Source organism: Niveibacterium sp. (genome assembly GCF_041909475.1).
Taxonomy (GTDB): Bacteria; Pseudomonadota; Gammaproteobacteria; order Burkholderiales; family Rhodocyclaceae; genus Niveibacterium.
In genome coordinates, this window is record NZ_JAYRDJ010000002.1 from 205114 (window position 1) to 228285 (window position 23172).

A 23172-nucleotide genomic window follows, 5' to 3' on the forward strand; every position below is an offset into this window, starting at 1 on the left:
GTCGCGTCGTATTCGTGGGCGGTGATCGAAAGGTCATCGCGTTTGTGTTCCGCTTCTGCAAAAAAAAGAGCGCCGCTGCGTCCCCCCACGCGATGCGGCGCTAGCCCCCGGGTCAGGGACCCGGGAAGTGGCTTCTTGGACCTTCTACACAGTTGGCTTCTGTGACCGGGTGGCTCCCAGGGGTTCAGTGGTCCTTCTTATCAAAGAACTGTTCATCCTCGGTCGAGCCCTTCAGCGCTGCGGTTGAAGCGTCGCGCTCGATCGTGGTGGTCACCGCGTCGAAGTAGCCAGTGCCGACTTCGCGTTGGTGCTTGACCGCGGTGAAGCCGCGCTCGGCAGCGGCGAACTCGTTTTCCTGCAGTTCGACGAAGGCCTTCATCTGTTCGCGGGCATAGCCGTAGGCCAGGTTGAACATCGAGTAGTTCAGGCTGTGGAAACCGGCCAGCGTGATGAACTGGAACTTGTAGCCCATCGCGCCGAGTTCCTTCTGGAACTTCGCGATCGTTGCGTCGTCGAGGTTCTTCTTCCAGTTGAACGACGGCGAGCAGTTGTAGGCCAGCATCTTGCCCGGGAACTTGGCGTGGATCGCTTCGGCGAAGGCCTTGGCGTAGGCCAGATCCGGCTTGCCGGTTTCGCACCAGATCAGGTCGGCGTACGGTGCGTAAGCCAGGCCACGCGAGATCGCCTGCTCCAGACCCGGCTTGGTACGGTAGAAACCTTCGATGGTGCGCTCGCCGGTGCAGAAGGGCTTGTCGGTCTCGTCGACATCGCTGGTGATCAGGTCGGCGGCCTCTGCATCGGTACGCGCGACCAAGACGGTCGGCACACCCATCACGTCGGCTGCGAGGCGGGCCGCAACCAGCTTGGCGACGGCTTCACGCGTCGGCACCAACACCTTGCCACCCATGTGGCCGCACTTCTTCACAGACGCGAGCTGGTCTTCGAAGTGCACACCGGCAGCACCGGCTTCGATCATCGACTTCATCAGTTCGAAGGCGTTCAGCACGCCGCCGAAACCAGCTTCCGCGTCGGCTACGATCGGCGCGAAGAAATCGGTGTAGCCCTCGTCACCAACGTTCTTGCCTTCGGACCACTGGATCTGGTCGGCACGCGTGAAGGTGTTGTTGATGCGCTTGACCACCATCGGCACCGAGTTGGCCGGGTAGAGCGACTGGTCGGGATACATCTCGCCGGCGAGGTTGGCGTCGCCTGCGACTTGCCAGCCGGACAGGTAGATCGCCTTCAGGCCAGCCTTGACCTGCTGCATCGCCTGGTTGCCGGTTAGGGCGCCCAGCGCATTCACGAAAGGCTCGTTATTGATCAGGGTCCACAGCTTTTCAGCGCCGCGGCGGGCGAGCGTGTGCTCCACCTGGACCGAACCGCGCAGGCGCACGACGTCCTCTGCGGTGTAACCGCGCTTGATGCCTTTCCAGCGCGGATTCTCGGCCCATTCCTTCTTGAGCATCTCAACTTGCATGTCGCGGTTCATGGTGTTCCCCCTACAGAACTTACGTCGTCCAATTTCAGCGCCCGCCTCGAACGAGGGTTTGCTGTTCCCGTTGATGAGCAGTATAGGCAGCTTAATGGTCAGTAGCAATATGTCTTATATAAGATATAAGAAAATATGTTACGCCATAAAAACAGTGACTTACGATTCTTGTGCCGCATTGCGGAATCGTCTGGCGTAAAATGAAACGGACGTTTGATTTGTTGGGCGCGCGCGCGCGGGCGCGACACAAAAGAAGAAGGGCGCCGTACGCGCCCTTGCGGATGAAAGCTGGGTGGGTTCAGTCGAGCGCTGAGTCGCTGATCAACACCCCGTCCTCGTCGGCGTAGATCCATTCGCCAGGAAGAATGCGCACGCCACCGAAGCTCACAGCGACATCGATCTCGCCCACGTTGCGTTTGACGCTCTTTTGAGGATGTGTCGCCAGCGCCATCACGCCGAGATCGAGCGCACCGATGGCCAGCGAATCGCGGATGCAGCCGTGCACGATCACACCGGCCCAGGTGTTGCGTACCGCCATTTCGGCGAGCTGATCGCCGAGCAGGGCGCAGCGGAGCGAGCCTGCGCCTTCAACCACCAGTACGCGGCCGTAACCGGGTTGCTCCAGCATCTTGCGCACGAAGCTATTGTCTTCGAACAGCTTGAGGGTCGTTGCGGGGCCTGCGAAGCGCTTGCGGCCGCCGTAGTGGCGCAGCATCGGCGCCAGCACGCGCAACCGCCCAGCGCTGATCGCCTCTTCATTTGCATCGCACAGATCCGTGGTCTGAAAACTCATCTGAACCTCCCCAGCTTGCTCGATGAAATTGCGATCAGCATAACCCCGGGTGTGCCGAAAAGAAAAAGGCCGCCTGCTGGCGGCCTCGAAAAGCGAGGACCTTGGGCGCTACACGTGCGCGGATTCCTTTTCCTCTTCGAATGCAAGGGCGACCTTGCCATCGCTGACGTCGATCGTGACGTGTCCGCCGTCGACCAGACGGCCAAACAGCAACTCGTCGGCCAGCGCCGCGCGGATCGTGTCCTGAATCAGTCGGGCCATCGGTCGAGCGCCCATCAAGGGGTCGAAGCCCTTGTTCGCCAGCCACTCCCGCAGCGCATCGGTGAAGCTCGCTTCGACTTTCTTCTCGGCAAGCTGCCCCTCGAGCTGCATGAGGAACTTGTCGACCACCTGCAGGATGATGTCGCGATCGAGCGGTTTGAAGGAAATGATTGCGTCCAGACGATTGCGGAACTCCGGCGTGAATAGCCGCTTGATCTCGACCATTTCGTCGCCAAGCTCGCGCGTCTGCGTGAAGCCCATCGTGGCCTTCTGGATCGTTTCCTGGCCCGCGTTGGTGGTCATGATGATGATCACGTTGCGGAAATCTGCCTGGCGCCCGTTGTTGTCCGTCAGCGTGCCGTGGTCGAGCACCTGCAGCAGGATGTTGTAGATGTCCGGGTGCGCTTTCTCGATTTCGTCGAGCAGCAGCACGCAATGCGGCTTCTTGGTGATTGCCTCGGTCAGCAGACCGCCCTGATCAAAACCGACGTATCCCGGCGGCGCGCCGATCAGGCGGCTGACGGCATGGCGCTCCATGTACTCCGACATGTCGAAGCGAACCAGTTCGATCCCCAGCGTGTAGGCCAGCTGGCGCGCAACCTCAGTCTTGCCGACGCCGGTCGGGCCGCTGAACAGGAAGCCGCCAATCGGCTTCTGCGGATTGCCCAAGCCTGAGCGCGACATCTTGATCGCCTTGGCGAGCGCGTCGATTGCTGCACTCTGGCCGAAGACCACGTTCTTGAGATCGCGATCCAGGTTGCGCAGCGCGGTCTGGTCGTCTGACGACACGCTGCGCGGCGGGATGCGGGCGATCTTGGCGACGATCTCCTCGATTTCGCCCTTGCCGATGGTTTTCTTCTGGCGCGACTTCGGCAGGATACGCTGTGCCGCACCGGCCTCATCGATCACGTCAATCGCCTTGTCCGGCAGATGGCGATCGTTGATGTAGCGCGCTGACAACTCGGCCGCACAGGTCAGGGCGGCGTGCGAATACTTCACGCCGTGGTGCTGTTCGAAGCGCGACTTGAGGCCCTTGAGGATCTCGATCGTTTCCGGCACCGAAGGCTCATGCACATCCACCTTCTGGAAGCGGCGTGACAGCGCGTGATCTTTCTCGAAGATCTGGCGGAACTCGTTGTAGGTGGTTGCGCCGATGCATTTGAGCTGGCCGCTGGAAAGCGCCGGCTTGAGCAGGTTGGAGGCGTCCAGTGTGCCGCCCGACGCCGCACCGGCACCGATCAGCGTATGGATCTCGTCGATAAACAGGATCGCGTTGTCGGTCTCGACCAGCGCTTTCAGCACCGCTTTCAGCCTTTGCTCGAAGTCACCGCGGTATTTGGTGCCGGCCAGCAGTGAGCCCATGTCCAGCGCGAACACCTGTGCGTTCTCCAGGATCTCGGGCACGCGGCCTTCGATGATGCGGCGTGCGAGGCCCTCGGCAATCGCCGTCTTGCCGACGCCCGCTTCGCCCACCAACAGGGGATTGTTCTTGCGTCGACGGCACAGCGTCTGGATCACGCGCTCAATTTCCTTGTCGCGACCGATCAGCGGGTCAATCTTGCCCACCAGCGCGGCCTGGTTCAGGTTCTGCGTGAAGTTTTCCAGCGCACCGTTGGTGGTGGCGGTTTCCTGCTCGCCTTCACCCTGTTCGGACTCGGATTTGTCCGACTGCGGTTTTTGCGAGGGCTGCGGCGTCTTCGTGATGCCGTGCGAGATGAAATTCACCACATCCAGCCGCGTAATGCCTTGGCGGTTCAGGAAGTACACCGCGTGCGATTCCTTCTCGCCGAAGATCGCCACCAGCACGTTGGCGCCGGTCACTTCCTTCTTGCCCGAAGACTGCACATGCAGGATCGCGCGCTGGATCACGCGCTGGAAGCCCAGCGTCGGCTGCGTGTCGATGTCTTCCTCGCCCCCTACGGTCGGCGTGTGCTCAACGATGAACTGCGTCAGCTCGCGCCGCAGCTCATCGGTGTTTGCAGCGCAGGCGCGCAGCACTTCGGCCGCCGACGGGTTGTCCAGCAGCGCCAGCAAAAGATGCTCGACTGTGATGAACTCGTGACGCTTCTGGCGTGCTTCCACAAACGCCATGTGCAGGCTGACTTCTAGTTCCTGGGCGATCATCTCAGTTCTCCTCCATCACGCAGGCCAGCGGATGCTGGTGCTGCCGCGCGAACGCACTCACCTGTTCAACCTTGGTCGCGGCGATGTCCTTGGGAAACACCCCGCACACGCCACGACCCTCCCTGTGCACTTGGAGCATGACTCGTGTTGCTTGTTCGCGATCCAGCGAAAAAAACTTCTGCAGGACAATCACCACGAAATCCATCGGGGTGAAATCATCATTGAGAAGGAGCACCTTGAAGAGCCGGGGCGGCCGGGTTTTCGTGTGCTCAACGTCAAGAACGAACTCGGACTGCTTTTTTGTTGCCATGCGGCTCATTCTAAACACTCCGACTGATACTTCAACAACGCGTAATGTCGGGGCTTTCGGCTGTTTTTCCACACTTTCGTTGCAGCGCTGGCGGGGCCGCCCACCAAGCGATAAATTAATGATCTGTTACGAGTGAGAACTTGATTTTCCTGGCTAACTATTTGTCATTGCTGCGATCGCATTCAAAAAATACTTGACGGCGACTTCCTGCAAGGCGTAAAAGCCGCGAGAACACGCGCTGTCGAGGCCTAGGCGCGCCGCGAATCCCGGCTGGCAATGGATCGCGGCGACGACCCGCCGTAGAGCGGCCTCGCATATCGCGTGTCGGACCGCCCGGAAACGGGAGCATCGACAGCAACACACCGAAGGACTAGAGGAAGCAATATGGCAACTGGCACCGTCAAGTGGTTCAATGACGCCAAGGGTTTCGGATTCATCACGCCGGACGACGGCAGCGAAGACCTGTTCGCGCATTTCTCCGCCATCAACATGAACGGCTTCAAGTCGCTCAAGGAAGGCGAGAAAGTTTCGTTTGATTCCGTGCAAGGCCCAAAAGGCAAGCAGGCATCGAACATCCAGCGCGCCTGACCCGCGTCCGCCGCATTCCGGCGTGACAGCGAAGCCCGCCCGCCCCGGCGGGCTTCGTTCTTTTCGGAACCGCAATGTCCCGCGTCATCCTCCTCAACAAACCCTTCGGCGTCATGAGCCAGTTCACCGGCGAAGCACAGCAGCGGACGCTGGCAGAGTGCGGGCTGCCAGCGGGCGTCTACGCAGCCGGCCGCCTCGATGCCGACAGCGAGGGGCTGTTGCTGCTGACCGACGACGGTGTGCTGCAGCATCAGCTGGCCGACCCGCGGCACAAGCAGGCGAAGACGTATCTCGTTCAGGTTGAACGCGAGCCTGACGACGCTGCGCTGGCGGCCTTGCGCGGGCGCCTCGATCTGGGGGATTTCGTCACGATGCCGTGTGAGGCGCGACGGATCGACGAACCGGACTGGCTTTGGCCCCGCGATCCACCGGTGCGTTTCCGTAAATCGGTGCCGACGGCGTGGATTGAAGTACGTCTGCGTGAAGGCAAGAACCGGCAGGTGCGCCGTATGACGGCCAAGGTTGGCTTCCCCACGCTGCGCTTGATTCGCGTGGCAATCGGGCCGTGGCAACTGGGTGCACTGCAGCCCGGTGAATGGCGCGATGCGTCCGTCGACGCCGCTGCGCCGCCGCGCGCGTCCAAGCGGCAACGTTAATCGGTTGGCGCTGATAACATCGCGCCCGATCTTACCCAGCTCAATCGAATGAAAGGTTTCGTGTGCTGAAGAAGCTGCTGATTGCCGCGTGCTATGCGGCGCTGCCCGCCACTGCGCTGGCTGACGTGCTGCCTCATGCCGAGCTCAACATCGGCATGCACCGTATCGACGCGGAAGTGGCTGCGACGGACGAGTCGCGCATGGTCGGCCTGATGCACCGCAAGACGATGCCGGACGCGCGCGGCATGCTGTTCATCTTCGATGGGGTCGGCAGCCACTGCATGTGGATGAAGGACACCCTGCTGCCTTTGTCGGTTGCCTTCATCGACGAAGGCGGGCGCATCACCAACGTCGAGGACATGGCGCCCGAAACCGAGGACAGCCATTGCGCCGCAAACCCGGCGCGCTACGCACTGGAGATGAACCGCGGCTGGTTCAAGACGCGCGGCATCAAGCCCGGCGCGCGCATCAGCGGTTTGCCGCGCCCGCGCTGACCATGGTCGGCCGTCAGTTCTGAACGCGGAAGCGATACTCGCCCGGCGCGGCGCCCGGTTGAACCCAGTTTCCAGCCACCGACGGTAGCCTTTGCAGGAAGGCCGGATCGCCGCGTACGGTGCCCTCGAAGTGGCCGTGACCGCCTTCCAGCTGCCCTTGCGCATTGATCTGGGTCTCGCCGCGCAGCGTTAGCCAAGCCAGCGTCAAACGCTCGTTTTCGCCGCGCAGATCGATCTGGTAGTCGCCGAGCGGGCGGCCACGCAGCACATCAACGGCTGCACCAGACCAGCGCAGGCCCGCGCGACCGTCGCAGCGCCGCTTCCAGCTGCAATGCCATTGCGTGGTCTCGAACTGCAGATCGCCACGCCAGCCAAGGCGGCCAAAGGCGTGCGGGATGCGCTCCATCGCGAAGCGCGCAGGCGCCGCCAGGGACACCCCGTCGGCACGCCAGCCGCGCACGCCCGCGGCCACTTCGCCCGCCAGTTTGTCGTCTGCCGTGAGCTGCCAGGCTGCTTCGCCACGCAGCAGCGAGCCGGGTAGCCAGCGCCACTGCAGCGTCACCCAGGGCTGCGCACGCAGGCTGACCGGGTCTACGGCGGTCAGCGTGCCGCGGCCGTTCCAGAGCGTGCCCTCGATCAGCGCGAGGCGGATCTCGCCGGAGGTGGCACGGCTCACCGCCTGGTCGATCAGCCACGCCGGCGCCCGGATCAGCAGCGATACCGCAAACAGTACGATGAACAGCGCGATGCGACGGATCACTGGGCGCCCGACGCTTGCAGATCGGCCTCGATGGCCACGCCATTCGGGCCGCGGCTGGTACTCAGCCGCACGACGCCAAGCCCGCTGTCGCGCTGCGCTTCGGCCAGCCATTCCACGATCAGGTCGAAACTGCCGCCGCCCTTTGCATGCAGGCCGCTGCCATCCACCCTGACATCCATCGTCAGGCCGCGCGCACGCGCGCTCGCCTGCAGCGGATCGGCGAGGCTCGCTGGCGGCACCGCCGGGCGTGCCGGCATGCGCTGCAGGCGTTGCACTTCGGCGGCATCGTCACGCATTGCATTGAGGCGGGCCTTTGCCTGCGGCAGCGCGCGCGCGAGGCGCTTGCGCTCGCTCTGGGTCCAGTCGGACAGCGACCACAGCGCTGCGATGCCGATTACTGCCGCCATGGCGGCGACCAGGGTGCGTTCGCGGGGGGCCAGACCGGTCCACCAGGCTCTGGCTTCCTGCAGTTTTGCTTGCACCGCGCTCATTGCGAGACCTCCTTACGGATCGCGAGCTGATTATTGCCTTGCTGCACGACCATCAAACCGCGCGCCGTCAGTCGCTGCTGAACCGTGGCGATATTGCCGCTCAGGCGCGGCGAGAGTGTCAGGTCGAGGCGCCCATTCTCATACTTGAGACCGTCGAGCCCGTCCCGCGCTTCGCCGGCAAGTGCGTCGCCAACCAGGGCGAGCAGCGCGAGCGCATCGTCGTCGCCGAGCTGGCCGTGCGCGCGTTTGAGCTGGTTGAGCTGGCTGCGCATCTGCGCTGCCGGGTCGACGATCGGTTGGTTCGGAAAAGCCGTCTTGAACACGGTTTGCATGCGTTCGCGTGCGTCCCTCAGTTCGGCGCGCTGCACCAGCACCTGCCCGGTCGATAGCAGCAGTTCCAGCGCGATGGCGGCGCCGGCGGCCCATAGCACGGGCTTGGCGCGACGCAGCCAGGCCGATCGCTCTTTGTCGGGCATGAACTCGCCGTGCAGCAGGTTGGTGCCGTTGCTGAGCGAGGACCACTGATAAGCCGCGCCTTCCTCCACCGGGATACCCAGCGCGCTTTGCCAAGCAGCGCAGTCCACCGCGGTGCTGTCCGGCGCGCGGTGAAGCAGGCAGCGGCTTGGCAGGCGATTGGTCTCGCGGGCGTGCGCCGCGGCGGCGATCAGCAGGCTGGGCGCAGCGGAACCATCCAGATCGAGCGCGAAGGGGGCAGGGCCGATCCCGCTCGCAACGGCTTGTGCAGGGCCGCAGTGCAGCACCCATTCACCCTCCGCGGTGGGGCCGACCGCCTGAATCTCGGCGACCGCCCGGCTTGGCGCGCGGCCGAGGGCGTCGAGCTGGGCGACGATTTGACGCAGGCGCTCGCGCGCGCACACCAGCACGCGCGCGAGGTCGCCGTCGCGATCGGTAATCGTGTAGTGCTGGCTGTCAGGCTCCTGCACCAGTTGGTCTTCCAGCGCGAAACGTACCAGCTTGTCCTGCTCGCGCTTGGGTGCGCGGGGCAGGCGTGCGGATAGCCATACGGCCTGCGTGCCGGCCAGCACGAATTCAGTCCGCTCGGCGGCGGGCCAGTGCCGCGGTTCCGAGCGCCCGGCGGCGCTGGTGCGGCCATCAGGGCCGATGAGTTCCCAGTCGCAGAGCGGGTCTTGCGGCCAGGTTTCGGTGATGTAGAGGCGAAGCTGCGTCATAGAATCTTCTGCCAGATGATTTCAGGCCAGTTCCTTCGTACCGAGTTGGCGACGACGCCACGGGCCAGAAGAACCTGCATGCGGGTGGTGGCGGTGCCGAAATGGGCGCGGCCGGATGCGAGAAAGTAGAAGCTTTTGAGGCTGAAGCGGGATTCGTCGATCGTCAGCCCGCTGCGCTGTTCGAAGTCGCCCTTGTCCTTGAACCACGCAGTGTTGCGACTGCTGACGAGATTGCGCGCTCGATCCAGCGAGTAGTTTTCAAGCGTTGCCGCAAGCACCTCGGCGGATGCGGTGTTCACGTTGATGAGGCTGCGCGCAGGGCTTGCCGGGAGGGCGGTGACAAGTGGACGCAGGCGCTCGATCGTGGCGGCGTCGAAGCCCGGCACGTTGCTCAGTTCATCGGCGCTGACGAAAGGCGCGTTGAGCGGTTTGACGGTCGTGCTGCTGTCATTGGCCTGCGGGTAGAAACTCGGGTCTTCCTGCGCCGCGTCGATCCATCCGCCGACAATGGTCGCCATGCTCGTTGCCTGCGCCGAGGCAACGCCGACCACCTCAAGCAGGCGGGCGAATTGTTTGACGGCATCCTTGTCGACGACGCCGTTCGGGGCCAGGTTGTTGAGGTTGAAGCGACCCGACAGGTCCTCGATTTCGCCGCTGACTTCACCTTCATCGACCGGCGTGGGCGGAACCTTCACAGCCCAAGTCTCACCCAGATGGTCAATGTCACCGCTACGGCGCGAGTCGTCGGCCAGCACATTGCGCGCCCAATCGATTGCGCCGCGCGCGAGCCAGCGCGCCTGTGCAAGGTCGTGGCGGCCCGAGAGGCTTTCCACCGCAAAGCCAAAGGCGGCAACGACCGAGGCCGCGAGCGCGGCGACCAGCGCCACCGTCAGCATCGCCATGATCACGGCGACGCCGCGCTGGCGCTCAGTGGACGGCGAAGAGTCGCGTGACCTTGCCGACATCGTCGAGCTCCAGTTCCATTCGAATTGCGGCGGGTAGCAGGCCGTTCAGGTTTGCGCCCGGCGGCCAGGTGTCGCTCTCCTTGCCGTCCGACGTGACGAAACGCCAGTTCAAGGATTTCACCCGATCCAGCATGGCATCGTTGCGTGCGTTCGTGGTGTCAGCGTTGACGTTGGTGGCGCCGGCGTCGGCGTTCTTGTCCTTGTTCTGTGTGGTACTTGCTTCGCGCTGGCGCGTCAGGAACAGGGTGCCGTCCTCCACACGCCAGGTGCGGGTTTCAACGCCGCCATTGCTGCCGTCGTGCCGTACCAGCATCAACTGCGTTTGTGTGCCGCCACGCATCAGCGTCAGGGCATCCTGAACCTGAACCGTGCCGCCAGTCGGGCGGGGGGCGAGTTGAGTCAGATCGTTGTCGATCAACTGCATCACGCGAGCGATCTGCCGCCAGCGGGCGTACTCGGCTTCCATGCGATCGCGCGTCGCGATCATGCTGCTGACCGCGCGATATGAGAGCACCCCGAGTACCGCGAAGATCGCGATCGCGACCATCACTTCGATCAGCGTGAGCCCGAGTGTGGTGCGGCGTAGCGGCTTCATTCGAGCGGCTTGACCATGAAGCCGGCGAGGCGGGAGAGGGCGTGATCGCCCTCACCGGCGAGCGTTACGCGTACATCAACGCGGCGGAACAGCGCGTTGGGCGTTGCCGAGACTTCCTCGTACCAGCGGTATTCCCGCCCGGCTTGCGTGACGCTGCCCTCGTAGCGGCCGACTTCAAGAAAGTGGCCCAGCGCGCGGTGTTCGGCGAGTCGGTCCTGGGCGATCCAGTCGGCAATCAGGCGCTCGCGCAGTTCGCCCGCGCTGCCGGTGGCGAGGCTCACGGCACGGAAACCGGCCGCGAGCACGACGGCCAGGATCGCCAGCGCGACCAGCACTTCGAGCAGCGTGAATCCGCGGGTGCGCTTCATTGGCCCGCCTCGGTCGCTGCGATGCGTTCGAGCACCACTTCACCGCCGGGGCGAGAGCGATAGAGGCGCTCGCCCTCCGGCGTGCGCAGGCGGACCTCGAAATCCGGCATTTCGGCGCCGAATACCAGCGGCGGCTCAACATTTGTCGGCCGGCCGCGCAGCTTTACGCCCTTCCAAACGAAGCCCTCAGGCAGTGGGCGCTCGGCGAGGGAGTCGCCCTCTGCGATCGGGCGCCAATGGCCTTCCGTGTCCAGCGTGCTGAAGCGATAGCGGCCGGGGAGGAACTCGGCGGCGATCGGCGTGCCGTGCACCGCGGCACGTTCGCCCGCAGCCTCCAGCACCAGGCGCAGCCTATCCACCTCGCGGTCGTCGTCGCGCCGCGACATGCCTTCGAGGCTGAAGGTCACCGCCGAGGCGGTGATCGCGAGCACGACGAGCACCACCATCACCTCAATCAGGGTGAAGCCTTGCGCAGCGGATCGTGGTGCGCGTTGCGCCATTGCGCGTTCAGAGTGCCCAGTTGCCGATGTCAGCGTCGTTGCCTTCGCCGCCGGCCTGGCCGTCGGCGCCGAAGCTGAAGACATCGAATTCACCGTGTACGCCGGGCGACAGGTACTGGTAGGGGCTGTTCCACGGGTCCTTCGGCAGCTTTTCGAGGTAGCCGCCGGCCTTCCAGTTGTCGGGCACCGGCGATACCGTGGGCTTCTGCACCAGTGCCTGCAGCCCCTGCTCGGTGGTGGGGTACTTGCGGTTGTCGAGCTTGTAGAGCTTAAGCGCCTGACTGATCGCGGCGATATCCTGGCGGGCGGCAACCGCGCGCGCTTCGTCCGGGCGGCCCATCACCTTCGGCACGACCAGCGCGGCGAGCACGCCGAGGATGACGATCACGACCATCACTTCGATCAGCGTAAAGCCGGCAGTGCGGCGGTTGTAGCGTGTGTTCGACATGGTTCAGTCCTGAGGGTTTGATCCGTGTGGTCAGCCGCGGTGTGCGGCGTGTTGTCCGACTATTTGAGCAAGGTGTTGATTTCGATGATCGGCTGCATCACGGCCAGCACGATGATCAGCACCATGCCGCCCATCATCAACAGCAGCAGCGGTTCGAGCAGGCTTGTCAGCACCGCGGTGCGGGTCTCCAGCTCGCCTTGCTGCAGGCGGGCGGCGCGGTCGAGCATGGCATCCAGCTGGCCGGTTGCTTCGCCGCTCGAGATCATGTGCGTCAGCAGCGGCGGGAAGCGCCGCGTGGCGCCGAGCGCGCGCGACAGGCTCATGCCCTCACGCACGCGATCCGACGCTTGGCCAATTGCATCGCGCAGCGGCAGCCGAACCACAACCTGCCGGCCTGCATCGAGCGCGGCAAGCAAGGGCACGCCGCTACCGACGAGAATCGCCAGCGTGCTGGCAAAGCGTGTGGTGTCGAGGGCGCGCAAATGGCGGCCGATCAGCGGCAGGCCCAGCAGCCAAGTGTCCCATTTGCGTCGCACGGCGTCTTCGCGAAGCGACTGACGCAGGCCGAAGATGCCGCCGGCGATCGCCAGCGCCAACAGCCAGCCCCAGTTGCGCAGGAAGTCCGACACCACGATCAGTGCGCGGGTGAGCCAGGGTAGGGTCTGTTTGCTGCTCTGGAACACGCCGACGACCTGCGGCACCACATAAGTCAGCAAACCGATCACGACCATCAGCGCCACCGCGGCGACGATGGCCGGGTAGATCAGCGCCTGCAGCGTCTTGCGCCGCAGCTCGTCCCGCCGTTCCAGGTAGTCGGCGAGCTGATTCATCACGGTCGCCAACTCGCCGGACTTCTCGCCGGCCGCAACCGAAGCGCGGTAGATGGTCGGGAACGATGTCGCGTGCCGATCCAGCGCCGCGCGCAAGGAATAGCCAGCAAGAATCTCGCTGCGCACACCGGCGAGCACCTGCCGCGTGGTGTCGCGTTCCGCTTGGTCGCCAAGCGCTGACAAGGCTTGCTCTACCGTGAGGCCGGAGGTCAGCAGCGCAGCCCACTGGCGCGTGAGCAGTACGAGTTCGGATTCGCGCAGCTTGCGTGTCGAACCGAGGCCTGACTTCTTGCTGCCGCTGGCCGCGACTTCAAGCGGGAACAGCCCACGCTCGCGCAGCTGCGTACGCGCCGAGCGCGCACTGTCGGCCTCGACGATGCCGCTCAGGTTGCGGCCGTCGGCGTCTACCGCACGGTACTGGAATGCCGCCATGGTGCCGCCCTCAGTCGCGTGTCACGCGCAGCAACTCTTCCGCCGAGGTCGTACCCTCTGCCAGCAGGCGCATGCCGTCTTCGCGCAGCGTACGCAGGCCACTATGGCGAGCGACGTCGCGCAAATCGTTCTCGGATGCGCGGTCGTGCACCAGCCGCTGCACTGCGTCATCGACCGTCAGCATTTCATATACGCCGGTTCGCCCGCTGTAGCCGGTGTGCCCGCAGGCGCTGCAGCCCACAGCGTGCCACAGCGTGGCGGGGCAGCCTTCGCCAACCGCTTGGCGATCCGCGTCATCCGCCGGCCGCGCCTCGCGACATTGCGGGCAAAGCCGCCGCACCAGGCGTTGGGCCAGTACGCCGCGCAGCGTGCTGGCGAGCAGGAAGGGTTCCACGCCCATGTCGATCAGGCGGGTGACGGCGGATGGCGCGTCGTTGGTATGCAGCGTGGCGAGCACCATGTGGCCGGTCAGCGAGGCTTGCACCGCGATCTGAGCGGTCTCCAGATCGCGGATTTCGCCGATCATGATGACGTCCGGGTCCTGACGCAGGATCGAGCGCAGCGCACGTCCAAAGGTCAGGTCAATCCTTGCGTTGACCTGGATCTGGCCAACGCCGGCGAGGTCGTACTCCACCGGGTCTTCGACCGTGACGATGTTCAGGGTGCGGCCATCCAGCGTGCGCAGGGCGGCGTACAGCGTTGTCGTCTTGCCGGAGCCGGTCGGCCCGGTGACGAGCAGGATGCCGTGCGGCTGCGACAGGATGCCGTCGAAGGTCTTGCGTGTGGAATCGGCCATGCCCAAGGCGTTGAGGCCGAACTGGGTTGCGTCCTTATCCAGCAGACGCAGCACGATGCGCTCGCCATGCGAGGTGGGGAGCGTGGATACGCGCACGTCGATCTGGCGGCCGGCGAGGCGCACGCCGATGCGGCCGTCCTGTGGCAAGCGCTTCTCGGCGATGTCGAGGTTGGCCATGATCTTGATGCGCGACGACATCGCGGCATGCAAGGCACGGTGCGGTCGTGCGATCTCGACCAGCACGCCATCGCGCCTCAGGCGCACCACGGAATACGTTTCGTAGGGCTCGATGTGGATGTCGGACGCACGCTCGCGCACCGCTTGCGTGAGCAGCGCGTTGATCATGCGGATGATCGGCGCGTCGTCTTCGGCTTCCAGCAGGTCTTCCACCGGCGGAAGCTCCTGCATCAGTTGCGATACGTCGATGTCCTGCCCGACATCGGCGGCCACCTCGGCGGCGTTGCTCTCGCCCTGGCTATAGACTTCAGACAGGCGGGATTCGAAGGCACCGCGACTGACCGGCGTGATCCGCAAGGGTCGGGCGGTCAGGCGCCGGACTTCTGCAAGGGCGACGGGGTTGGCGTCCTCGCGCGCGATGACTTCGGCACTGTTGTCCTGTACTTCGCCAAGTAGTACGCCGTTCGCCCGCGCAAAGGCGTAGGGCAGGCGGGGAAGCGGCGCGTTCATTTTGCCGTGCTTGCGGGGGCGGTGGCCGTGTCGCTCGCACCTTCCGCTGCCGGCGTGGTGGTCTGCGCGCGAGCGGGTAGCTGCGGTGGCGTGCCATCGTCAGGCATCAAGTAGTTGCGCGTGGTCCCCGGCTGGCGTTGCAGGCCAAGGATCTCGTCGTAGCGCTCGTGCGTGAAGCTGCGGGCGTCCGCTTCGCTGCGAACGATCTTCGGGCGCAGGAACACGACCAGGTTGGTCTTCTTGCGCGAGCGGGTGTCGTAGCGGAACAGACTGCCGATCAGCGGAATGTTGCCAAGGTAAGGCACCTTGTCGGCGCCGTCCTGCGATTCATCCTGGATCAAACCACCTAGCGCGATGATCGAGCCGTCGTCGACGATCACGTTGGTGTCGATCGAACGTTTCTTCGTTGTCGGGCCCGCGGCGGTTGTGGCTTTGACGGTGGAATTCTCTTCCGAGATCAGCATGCGGATCGCGCCGCCTTCCGAGATCTGCGGCTTGATCTTCAGCGTCAGGCCAACGTCCTTGCGCTCGATCGTCTGGAATGGATTGTTCGGCGTAGTGCCGCCGCCGGTGTTGCTGTACTGGCCGGTGAGGAACGGAAGGTTTTCGGCTACGACGATCTTTGCTTCCTCGTTGTCGAGGGTCAGAAGGGTCGGCGTGGAGAGAATGTTCGCCTTGCTCTGCGATTCGAGGAAGCGCGCTAGCACCTGCAGATTGAGGATGTCGCCGATGCCGGGAATATTGACGGTCCCCGAGCCAACCAGCACATTCAGACCTGCGCCAAGCAGGTTTTCGGTGCCGGTTGCGGCCCCGAGCAGCGAAGGCGTCGCGCCTGCGAAGTTCGTGCCGCCGCCGACGAAGCTCCCGTTGCTGCCCGGTTTCTCGCCCGCAAACCACTGCACACCAAACTCGGCCGCGTTCTCCGAGCTCATTTCGGCGATCAACGCTTCCACATAAACCTGCGCGCGGCGACGGTCCAGTTGGTCGATCACCTTGCGCAGGTTGTTGTAGATCGGCTCGGGTGCCGTGATGATCAGCGCGTTGTTGGTGGTGTCGGCCTGGATCATGCCGCCACCGCTCGGCGTGCCGGTTGCGCTGGCGCTCGATCCGGAAAACGAGCTGCTATTACTCTGGCTGCCTGCGGTGTTGGTTGACGGGCTGCTCGATGCGGCGCTCGCACTGGACGTGTCGCCCGTCATGATGGCGCGCAAGGTTTGCGCAACCTTGGCGGCTTCCGCATTCTTCAGATACACGACGCGGATGTTGCCGGCGGCACCGGGCTGATCAAGTGTCGTTACGAGTTGGCGAACCGTTGCGAGCTTGGACGGGTTGTCGCTGCGTACCAGCAGGCTGTTGGTACGGTTGTCTGCCTGAACGCTGATCTTCTGACTCTGGTCGCCGCCCCCGGCGCCCTGGTCGGCAAGCAGGCGGTTGATGGTCTGCGCAAGGTCCAGCGCCGATGCGTTCTGAACTGGAATGACGCGGATATCACCTTGTGCTACGTCGATTGACGCGAGCACTTGCCCGATACGCGCGATGTTTTCGGCGTAGTCGGTGACGATGAGTGTGTTGTTACCGGGGTAGGCGGTGACCGTGTTGTTGGGCGACACCAGCGGCCGGATCACCGGCACCAGTTGCGCCGCCGATTCGTGGCGCACCTGGAACACCTGCGTCACGATGCGATCCCCTGTAGCGCTGGTCTTGCGCCCGCTTGGCACGGCATGCAGTTTGGCGTCCACCTCTGGCAGGATTTTCACGACGCCGTTCGACTCGACCGCGGTGTAGCCCTGCATCCGCAATGCCGACAGCAGGATCTGATAGGTCAGCTCCTTCGGTACCGGGGTCTGCGTCGTGATGTTCAGCGTACCGCGTACGCGCGGATCAACCAGGAAGTTCTTGCCGGTGATCTTGCTCACGGCGCGGATCACCGCGTCGATCTCCGCATTCACGAAGTTCAGCGCAACGGTCTCACCCTCTGCGGCTGCAGCGGGCGCGACGTGAGCGGCAAGAGTGGCTGCAATCATCAGTCCGGCGATGCTTCGCCGGGCAAAGTTCGACTGGATCATGGGTTCGGTTGATTCTCGGGGCTGCTGACGGGCTGCGCTTGCGGGGCTTCATTCGCCATGCCGGGGTTGCCGCGCTGGGGTTGGAAGCCGGGTGGCTGTGTGCCGGGCTGATTGACTTGATACTGAATCTGCGGCGGCAGGGCGGGGTTTGGCGAGGCCGCGGGCGACGCGCTGCCTGGTTGGCGCGGCGCCTCACTCAACATGATTCGTTCACGCGTGCCGCCCCGATCAAGCTCGACGCTGTCGGGCTGCACGCTGACAAGCTTGATGCCAGGCGCAATCTCGTCGCCCAGCACGAAACCTTGTGCTGGTTTGCCATCTTCAGAAATGACGGCCCAGCCGGGGCTCTTGCGTGAGTGCGCGGCGACCCCAACGAGGGTGTAGCGGCTCGCTGCCACCACTTGCTGCTGGACCACAATCTCGCCGAACAAATGGCGGGTGCCGACCTCTCGTGCGGCGACCGTTGGGTCTGTGGCGACTTGATTGGGCGCGGACGCTGACTGCGGCGCCGAGAGCCGCCAATACCAGCTAGCGGCAAACCAAGCCCACAGCGCAATCGCGGCCAACCACAGCAAGCCGGTTCCGGCTGCGGGGGCAAGTGACTGGAGGCGGCGAATCGGGAGGGCGGGCACTTGAGTGAATCCCTTTGTCTGCTCTGGCACAAAAACCGACGAATCGTACGCGAGCGCGTGACGAGTTTGAAGCACCAAAGCTGTCGGGATTCGCGTCATTACCGCTTGCTACAAAAAAATTGACCGGATCGACCCAAGGGTCGTCCGGTCCAACGGCTGCGCGTAATGAAAAGCTTGCGTACCGTTTCCGATACGCCGCGACAGGTCTTGAGCTCGGTGCTATCCGGATCCGAAGGGGAGGAGGGTGAGGCTGGCGGCACTTGCAGCGCATGCGCTGCGACTTCCTGGCTGCCTGCTTCGAGTGCCCGGGGGAGCATGTTCGAAGCGCCTCGCGAATCCTTCAAAACCGTGCATCAAGTTGCGCGTTCGGGATGAATACTCGTCCGCAGCGCCGCTCAAGTCTTGATCAGGATTGCTGTTGATGGCTATTGCGCTGCAGCATCGCTCGCGGGCTGCTGCGGGCAGTGGGCTGCCGTGAATTTGACGAAGGTTCGGACTGCGCTTGCGGCCCCCGAACCCTGTCCGTTCAGAAATTGCTTTTGATGATTTTTGCGCCCCTTGAGCTTCTTAAGGGCGGAGAAGGGCTACTTGAGTGCGAGCCAGTAGTCCATCTCGGGATCGGCCGAGAACGGCGAATGTGTGGTGTCGAAGGTGAAGTAGGCGGGCTGATCCGCGACCGCGAAATGGCTATCGGGAAGCCATGCTCCAAATATGTACTGCAGCGTGTATTCCCACGTCTGCCCTGCGCCTCGGTGATGGAAGCGTGCCTCGCGGCAGGGCGGGCGCATCAGCGCCACGACGCCTTCCGGCAGCCCAGAGAATTCTGTGACCTCGACGCAGGCCATCACGTAACCCTGAATGCTCCGCTCGTCGGCCGCAACAATGTCGCTGCACAACCCGGCAAGGGCGTTGGCGCGTACCGGAATGCGCGCGATCAGCGGTTCAAAGGTCTTCCAGGCTTCGGCGCCGAGCTCGATCAGATCGAACGCTTCCGGTGTGACAGAAAACTCGGTCTTGATGCCGACAAGTCGGCGTGCCGGGTTGTCGACGAACTCGGGGGTTGTTGTGAGCCCCGAATGCATGTGCGCCAGGTACTCGGTTGTAATGTGCGGAATGCCGCGTGGCAGCTGTGGCGGCTTGCCCGCAGTACGGAACTCCCGCGGACTGGCGCCGAACTGTGAGCGGAACGCCCGCGTAAAGGCCTCGTGGGTCTCGAAGCCGGCACCGAGCGCGATGTCGATGATGTTCTGCTGCGTCTCAAGCAACTCATACGCCGCGCGGGTGAGGCGCCGCCTGCGGATGTAATCCTTGACCGTTTCACCGACCGTCGCGCGAAACACGCGCAGGAAGTGCCAGAACGACATCTCGGTTTGCGCGGCCAGCTCCTGGATGTCGAGCGGGTCATCGAGATGGTCGTCGATGTAATCGATGGTGGCCTGGATGCGAACAATACTGGCAGGTAGACGTTCCATGGCGTGACTTTACCGTAGAGCGGCGCGGCGTCGAAATCGGGAGGCGCAAGCATGCCCCCAAAGCACGTTTGACTGTAGTCAAACTACGTTATGAAGCCATAAGAATTCTTGACATATGTAACCCGAGCGAGCACATTTGCGCCCTGAACGCCCCCCGGCTGCGCGCACACATAAGTAACAAAACTACAACAAGGGGCGGTCTCGTAACCACACTTTCCTTGGAGGTGACATATGACAAGGCAAAGCGCTGGGGCGATCTGGAAGCGTGCGCGCTCACTGGTAGCTCTTTCCTGCTTGGCTATTCTGGCCGCTTGCGGTGGTGGTGATGACGCACCTCCGCCGCCCGAGCCCGAAACGGAACTCTCGTTCCTGGATTCTTCGGATTTCCAGAAGGTGCTGCACGCGGTTCCCGCTGACTCTGCTGCGAGCGTAAAGACCGCAGCAGCTTCCACGACCTCGTTGACCGTTCACTACAAGCGTAAAGACGGTGTTTACACCGGCTGGCAGCTTCATACTTGGGGTGCTGGTGCGGATCCCGGTTGGAACAAGGGTTACGACCCGACTGGCACGGACTCTTTTGGTGCTATCTACAAGCCGACCCTGAGCGCCGACAGTGGTGCCGTGGGCTACCTGTTCCACAAGGGCGACACCAAGGACCATGGTGGCGCAGACCAGAGCTACACCCTTGCTCCGGGTGCCAACGAAATCTGGCGCATCGAGGGTGACACGGTTACCTATACCAAGAACCCTGATACGGTAGGCCCGGTGGATGTGAGCACAATCCGTGTTCACTACAAGCGTTTCGACTCCAAGTTCGATGTCTGGGGGCTTCATCTGTGGCCGACTAATGGCATGGACGTCACCAAGGTGTCGACGGAGGTCAATACGCTCATTAACCTTCCCGACAATACGGGTGAGCATTGGAATAACGCTGTAACGTTCGACAAACTGCCGAACTACAAAGTTGTGTCGGATGGCGAAGTTGTGTTTGACATCCCCGTTGTCAACCCGATGACCGACAGCAACAAGAAGTCACTTTCGTTCGTGATTCACGGAACTACAGCTAACCCGAATGGGGGCGCTGGAAACAAGGATGGCCGTAACGACGACATCGTTGTGAACTACGCCAACCTCACAGTGAAGTCCCAAGTTGCAGAGATTTGGTTGGTTCAAGAAGACGCAACGGTTTACACCACGGTGCCGGATACCCGCTCCGCTTCGACCAAAGACGCAAAGGCCTATTGGCTGAGCGAGTCGTTGATCAAGTGGCCGCGCGTCGATGGCTCGGGCGTGTTCAAGCTGTACTACTCCAAGAAAGCACAGATCGTTGCGAAGAAGGACTCCGCGGTCATCGGTGCGGATGGTTTTGTTGCACTTACGCCGGGCGGTTCCGTGCCGGCGGATGCAGCAACGCGATTCAAGTACGTCGCCGCTGGGGTTGTGCTGTCCGTGAATGATGCGGATTTGGACAAACTAAAGGCTCTTCATACCAACCAAGTGGTGCTGGTTCAGGAGGACGCCACGGGCAAGGTGCAGAACGCGACAACCGCGCAGATTGCAGGTGCCCTTGACGGTCTGTACGTAGCTGCTAAGGACGTTAAGGACCTGGGCGTTACGTTCGCTAGTGGTAAGACGGTGTTCAAGGTCTGGGCGCCGACTGCACAGCAGGTCAAGCTTGGTCTGTACGACACGGCGACCAGCAAGGGCAAGTCGCTGGATCTGATGACGTTTGACGCTGCTACTGGCGTATGGTCGATTGCCATGGATGGCGATCTGACCGGCAAGTACTACGTCTACGTTGCCGATGTCTTCGTTCGCGGCGTCGGTGTCGTGCGTAACCGCGTGACCGACCCGTACTCGATCAGCCTGAATGCAGATTCGAAGCGCAGCTACATTGCGGATCTCGGTGCTGCCAACCTGAAACCGGCTGACTGGGATAGCTCGACCGCCCCGACGCTCTCGGCTCAGGAGGACATGTCCATCTATGAGCTTTCTGTGCGCGATTTTTCGGCAAACGACGGTTCGGTGTCGGCCGCCAACCGCGGCAAGTATCTTGCCTTCACGGAAGATGCATCCAACGGCATGAAGCACCTCAAGGCGCTGCAGGCTGCCGGTTTGACGGATGTGCATCTGCTGCCGGTGTTCGATCTGGCAACGGTCCCTGAAGTTGGCTGCGTGACGCCGGACACCGCCGGTTCGACCGCTGACTCCTCCAAGGCGCGTGATGCGATCAACGCGGTGAAGGACAAGGATTGCTTCAACTGGGGCTACGATCCGTTCCATTACACCGCCGCTGAAGGCAGCTACTCGTCCGATGCAAACGACGGCGCGAAGCGCATTGTCGAGTTCCGTCAGATGGTGGCAGCGATGCACAAGGCGGGCCTGCGTGTTGGTATGGATGTGGTCTACAACCACACCAGCGCTGCTGGTCAGAACGCGAACTCGGTGCTTGACCGCATCGTTCCCGGGTACTACCAACGTCTGAATTCGACTGGCGGCGTCGAGAACTCGACCTGTTGCTCGAACACGGCGACCGAGAATCTGATGATGGGCAAGCTGATGATCGACTCGGTCGCCACTTGGGCCACCCAGTACAAGATCGATTCGTTCCGCTTCGACCTAATGGGGCATCAGCCGCGCACAACCATGGTGGAGCTCAGGGACTCGGTGAATGCTGCCGCAGGTCGCAATGTGTTCCTGATCGGCGAGGGCTGGAATTTTGGCGAAGTTGAGAACGGGGCCCGCTTCGTGCAGGCGTCGCAGTTGTCGCTGAATGAGTCTGGTATCGGTACGTTTAGCGACCGTGCTCGTGACCGTATTCGTGGTGGTGGCTGCTGCGACGACGGTGACTCGTTCCGTGCTCAAGGCTTCGTGACGGGTCTGTACTACGATCCGAACGATGTGGCGGGCACGCCGAAGAAAGAGGACCTGATGGATCATGCAGATATGATTCGTCTTGGCCTGGCGGGATCGCTTCGTAGTTTTGCGTTCGAAGCTCGCGATGGCAACGTGAAAACAGGTGAGCAGTTCAAGTACGGTTGCGACAGCGACGGCAACAAATGTCAGGCCGCAGGTTACGTGACTGACCCGCAAGAAGTTGTGAACTACTACGAGAACCACGATAACCGTACGTTCTGGGACGCCACCGTTGCGAAGCTGCCGAAGAGCACGAGCCTTGATGAGCGTGTTCGCGTGCAAACGCTAGCTGCGGCGATCAACAGCTTCAGTCAGGGTATTGCTTACTTCCACGCGGGTTCGGACATCCTTCGTTCGAAGTCGATGGACAACAACAGCTACAACTCGGGCGACTGGTTCAATCGTCTTGACTGGAGCTACACCAGCAACAACTTTGGTGTTGGCCTTCCGGTGAGCGGTGATCAGAACTTGGCGAAGACCTTCCTGGCCGCAGCCGTGGTTGGCAACTACACGCCGGGTACGACGCAGATCACCGCGGCGCGCGACATGTTCCGCGACCTGCTGGCCATCCGTAAGAGCTCGCAGCTGTTCCGTCTGCGCACCGCGGATGACGTGAAGAAGTGTCTGAAGTTCTACAACACGGGCACTGCACAGGAACCGACGGTTATCGCCGGTCACCTGAACGGTACGGTGTGTTCGGAGAATGCCGGCTTCAAGCAGGTGATGTACTTCATCAACGTCGACAAAGTTGCTCATGACCTGACGATCGATGCACAGAAGGGCATGTCGTACTCGCTGCACCCGGTTCAGGCCTCCGGTTCGGATGCCCGCGCCAAGACGGCGGCGTATGACAACGCCACCGGCAAGTTCTCGATCCCGGCGCGCACAGCTGTTGTGTTCGTGACGAGTACGGACGCGCCGGCTGCGCCCACTGGTCCTGTGACGGTGACGTTCAAGGTCAGTGCTACCACCGTGTTTGGTGAAAACGTCTACATCGTTGGTGATCAGCCGGAAATCGGCAAGTGGAGCACGAACGGTGCGGATACTTTCCGCAAGTGCTCGGCAGATGCTTATCCGGTCTGGAGCTGTGCTATTACGTTCCCTACGGCGGGCACGGCAATCAACTTCAAGTTCCAGAAGATCAACGGGTCGACTGTTACTTGGGAAAATGGTGACAACTACGCCTATGTGATTCCGTCTACTCCGGCGACGGTTGATAAGGGCGCCTTCCGACAGTAACTCGCCGCCCCCGCGCGTGCTTGCGCGGTAGGAGAAGAGCAATCCGCCCAGTCTCGACTGGGCGGTTTTT

General features: G+C 62.8%; 21 protein-coding genes. 4 read left to right on the forward strand and 17 right to left on the reverse strand.

Features of this window, described 5'->3' with window-relative positions; all coding sequences use genetic code 11:
* Window positions 1-184: 184 nt before the first annotated feature.
* From aceA to clpS, 4 genes are all read right to left on the reverse strand, one after another.
* Entirely contained in the window at window positions 185-1489 is a 1305-nt protein-coding gene (aceA, locus tag ACE3P0_RS03210) for an isocitrate lyase (RefSeq protein ID WP_374399731.1), read from the reverse strand.
* Window positions 1490-1787: 298 nt separating this feature from the next.
* Window positions 1788-2282 carry a ribonuclease E activity regulator RraA gene (gene rraA, locus ACE3P0_RS03215; protein ID WP_374399733.1) on the reverse strand — a complete coding sequence of 165 codons (495 nt, stop codon included), beginning with the start codon at window positions 2280-2282 and terminating at the stop codon, window positions 1788-1790.
* A gap of 108 nt (window positions 2283-2390) precedes the next feature.
* Window positions 2391-4667: an ATP-dependent Clp protease ATP-binding subunit ClpA gene (gene clpA, locus ACE3P0_RS03220; protein WP_374399735.1), complete on the reverse strand. Its 2277-nt coding sequence runs from the start codon at window positions 4665-4667 to the stop codon at window positions 2391-2393.
* 1 nt (window position 4668) lies between these two features.
* The gene (gene clpS, locus ACE3P0_RS03225) at window positions 4669-4977 is read right to left on the reverse strand and encodes an ATP-dependent Clp protease adapter ClpS (protein ID WP_172200639.1); all 309 of its coding nucleotides are present in this window, start codon (window positions 4975-4977) and stop codon (window positions 4669-4671) included.
* A gap of 384 nt (window positions 4978-5361) precedes the next feature.
* On the opposite strand from clpS, the gene ACE3P0_RS03230 reads away from it, so the two are divergent.
* From ACE3P0_RS03230 to ACE3P0_RS03240, 3 genes are all read left to right on the forward strand, one after another.
* Window positions 5362-5565 (forward strand): cold-shock protein, encoded by a 204-nt coding sequence (locus ACE3P0_RS03230; protein ID WP_172197722.1) that lies wholly within the window; start codon window positions 5362-5364, stop codon window positions 5563-5565.
* Window positions 5566-5639: 74 nt separating this feature from the next.
* The gene (locus tag ACE3P0_RS03235; RefSeq protein ID WP_374399738.1) at window positions 5640-6221 is read left to right on the forward strand and encodes a pseudouridine synthase; all 582 of its coding nucleotides are present in this window, start codon (window positions 5640-5642) and stop codon (window positions 6219-6221) included.
* Between the two features lie 62 nt (window positions 6222-6283).
* Complete coding sequence (locus ACE3P0_RS03240; RefSeq protein WP_374399740.1) at window positions 6284-6715, forward strand: DUF192 domain-containing protein; 432 nt, start codon at window positions 6284-6286, stop codon at window positions 6713-6715.
* A gap of 13 nt (window positions 6716-6728) precedes the next feature.
* Here ACE3P0_RS03240 and gspN read toward each other — a convergent pair whose 3' ends face one another.
* The 13 genes from gspN to ACE3P0_RS03305 form a co-directional block, all read right to left on the reverse strand.
* The gene (gene gspN, locus ACE3P0_RS03245) at window positions 6729-7475 is read right to left on the reverse strand and encodes a type II secretion system protein N (RefSeq protein WP_374399742.1); all 747 of its coding nucleotides are present in this window, start codon (window positions 7473-7475) and stop codon (window positions 6729-6731) included.
* Window positions 7472-7966 (reverse strand): type II secretion system protein GspM, encoded by a 495-nt coding sequence (gspM, locus tag ACE3P0_RS03250; protein ID WP_374399744.1) that lies wholly within the window; start codon window positions 7964-7966, stop codon window positions 7472-7474. The genes gspN and gspM overlap by 4 nt, the downstream gene beginning before the upstream one ends.
* Window positions 7963-9156 carry a type II secretion system protein GspL gene (gene gspL, locus ACE3P0_RS03255; RefSeq protein ID WP_374399746.1) on the reverse strand — a complete coding sequence of 398 codons (1194 nt, stop codon included), beginning with the start codon at window positions 9154-9156 and terminating at the stop codon, window positions 7963-7965. The genes gspM and gspL overlap by 4 nt, the downstream gene beginning before the upstream one ends.
* Window positions 9153-10121, reverse strand: coding sequence for a type II secretion system minor pseudopilin GspK (gene gspK, locus ACE3P0_RS03260; protein ID WP_374399748.1), 969 nt, complete (start codon window positions 10119-10121; stop codon window positions 9153-9155). The genes gspL and gspK overlap by 4 nt, the downstream gene beginning before the upstream one ends.
* Window positions 10084-10716 (reverse strand): type II secretion system minor pseudopilin GspJ, encoded by a 633-nt coding sequence (gene gspJ / locus ACE3P0_RS03265; protein WP_374399750.1) that lies wholly within the window; start codon window positions 10714-10716, stop codon window positions 10084-10086. Before gspJ ends, gspK begins: the two co-directional genes overlap by 38 nt.
* Window positions 10713-11084 (reverse strand): type II secretion system minor pseudopilin GspI, encoded by a 372-nt coding sequence (gene gspI / locus ACE3P0_RS03270; protein WP_374399752.1) that lies wholly within the window; start codon window positions 11082-11084, stop codon window positions 10713-10715. Before gspI ends, gspJ begins: the two co-directional genes overlap by 4 nt.
* Window positions 11081-11584 carry a type II secretion system protein gene (locus ACE3P0_RS03275; RefSeq protein WP_374399754.1) on the reverse strand — a complete coding sequence of 168 codons (504 nt, stop codon included), beginning with the start codon at window positions 11582-11584 and terminating at the stop codon, window positions 11081-11083. The genes gspI and ACE3P0_RS03275 overlap by 4 nt, the downstream gene beginning before the upstream one ends.
* A gap of 7 nt (window positions 11585-11591) precedes the next feature.
* On the reverse strand, window positions 11592-12032 hold the full coding sequence (gspG, locus tag ACE3P0_RS03280; protein ID WP_374399756.1) for a type II secretion system major pseudopilin GspG: 441 nt from the start codon (window positions 12030-12032) through the stop codon (window positions 11592-11594).
* Window positions 12033-12091: 59 nt separating this feature from the next.
* Window positions 12092-13294, reverse strand: coding sequence for a type II secretion system inner membrane protein GspF (gspF, locus tag ACE3P0_RS03285; protein WP_374399758.1), 1203 nt, complete (start codon window positions 13292-13294; stop codon window positions 12092-12094).
* Between the two features lie 10 nt (window positions 13295-13304).
* A complete protein-coding gene (gspE, locus tag ACE3P0_RS03290) occupies window positions 13305-14777 on the reverse strand; it encodes a type II secretion system ATPase GspE (RefSeq protein WP_374399760.1) in 1473 nt (490 codons plus the stop codon).
* Complete coding sequence (gspD, locus tag ACE3P0_RS03295; RefSeq protein ID WP_374399761.1) at window positions 14774-16801, reverse strand: type II secretion system secretin GspD; 2028 nt, start codon at window positions 16799-16801, stop codon at window positions 14774-14776. Before gspD ends, gspE begins: the two co-directional genes overlap by 4 nt.
* A 38-nt stretch (window positions 16802-16839) precedes the next feature.
* Window positions 16840-17574 (reverse strand): type II secretion system protein N, encoded by a 735-nt coding sequence (locus ACE3P0_RS03300; protein ID WP_374399763.1) that lies wholly within the window; start codon window positions 17572-17574, stop codon window positions 16840-16842.
* A gap of 485 nt (window positions 17575-18059) precedes the next feature.
* Window positions 18060-18947, reverse strand: coding sequence for a helix-turn-helix domain-containing protein (locus ACE3P0_RS03305; protein ID WP_374399765.1), 888 nt, complete (start codon window positions 18945-18947; stop codon window positions 18060-18062).
* A gap of 294 nt (window positions 18948-19241) precedes the next feature.
* On the opposite strand from ACE3P0_RS03305, the gene ACE3P0_RS03310 reads away from it, so the two are divergent.
* Entirely contained in the window at window positions 19242-23102 is a 3861-nt protein-coding gene (locus tag ACE3P0_RS03310; protein ID WP_374399767.1) for an alpha-1,6-glucosidase domain-containing protein, read from the forward strand.
* The last annotated feature ends 70 nt before the right edge of the window (window positions 23103-23172 follow it).

Excerpts from the sequence above, each read along its gene's own strand:
- gspF (WP_374399758.1), bottom strand. The coding sequence starts at position 13,294 with ATGGCGGCATTCCAGTACCGTGCGGTAGACGCCGACGGCCGCAACCTG.
- gspK (WP_374399748.1), bottom strand. The coding sequence starts at position 10,121 with ATGTCGGCAAGGTCACGCGACTCTTCGCCGTCCACTGAGCGCCAGCGC.
- gspJ (WP_374399750.1), bottom strand. The coding sequence starts at position 10,716 with ATGAAGCCGCTACGCCGCACCACACTCGGGCTCACGCTGATCGAAGTG.
- rraA (WP_374399733.1), bottom strand. The coding sequence starts at position 2,282 with ATGAGTTTTCAGACCACGGATCTGTGCGATGCAAATGAAGAGGCGATC.
- ACE3P0_RS03300 (WP_374399763.1), bottom strand. The coding sequence starts at position 17,574 with ATGACGCGAATCCCGACAGCTTTGGTGCTTCAAACTCGTCACGCGCTC.
- clpS (WP_172200639.1), bottom strand. The coding sequence starts at position 4,977 with ATGGCAACAAAAAAGCAGTCCGAGTTCGTTCTTGACGTTGAGCACACG.
- ACE3P0_RS03230 (WP_172197722.1), top strand. The coding sequence starts at position 5,362 with ATGGCAACTGGCACCGTCAAGTGGTTCAATGACGCCAAGGGTTTCGGA.
- gspG (WP_374399756.1), bottom strand. The coding sequence starts at position 12,032 with ATGTCGAACACACGCTACAACCGCCGCACTGCCGGCTTTACGCTGATC.
- ACE3P0_RS03305 (WP_374399765.1), bottom strand. The coding sequence starts at position 18,947 with ATGGAACGTCTACCTGCCAGTATTGTTCGCATCCAGGCCACCATCGAT.
- gspI (WP_374399752.1), bottom strand. The coding sequence starts at position 11,084 with ATGAAGCGCACCCGCGGATTCACGCTGCTCGAAGTGCTGGTCGCGCTG.
- ACE3P0_RS03275 (WP_374399754.1), bottom strand. The coding sequence starts at position 11,584 with ATGGCGCAACGCGCACCACGATCCGCTGCGCAAGGCTTCACCCTGATT.
- gspD (WP_374399761.1), bottom strand. The coding sequence starts at position 16,801 with ATGATTGCAGCCACTCTTGCCGCTCACGTCGCGCCCGCTGCAGCCGCA.
- clpA (WP_374399735.1), bottom strand. The coding sequence starts at position 4,667 with ATGATCGCCCAGGAACTAGAAGTCAGCCTGCACATGGCGTTTGTGGAA.
- gspL (WP_374399746.1), bottom strand. The coding sequence starts at position 9,156 with ATGACGCAGCTTCGCCTCTACATCACCGAAACCTGGCCGCAAGACCCG.
- ACE3P0_RS03235 (WP_374399738.1), top strand. The coding sequence starts at position 5,640 with ATGTCCCGCGTCATCCTCCTCAACAAACCCTTCGGCGTCATGAGCCAG.
- gspM (WP_374399744.1), bottom strand. The coding sequence starts at position 7,966 with ATGAGCGCGGTGCAAGCAAAACTGCAGGAAGCCAGAGCCTGGTGGACC.
- aceA (WP_374399731.1), bottom strand. The coding sequence starts at position 1,489 with ATGAACCGCGACATGCAAGTTGAGATGCTCAAGAAGGAATGGGCCGAG.
- gspE (WP_374399760.1), bottom strand. The coding sequence starts at position 14,777 with ATGAACGCGCCGCTTCCCCGCCTGCCCTACGCCTTTGCGCGGGCGAAC.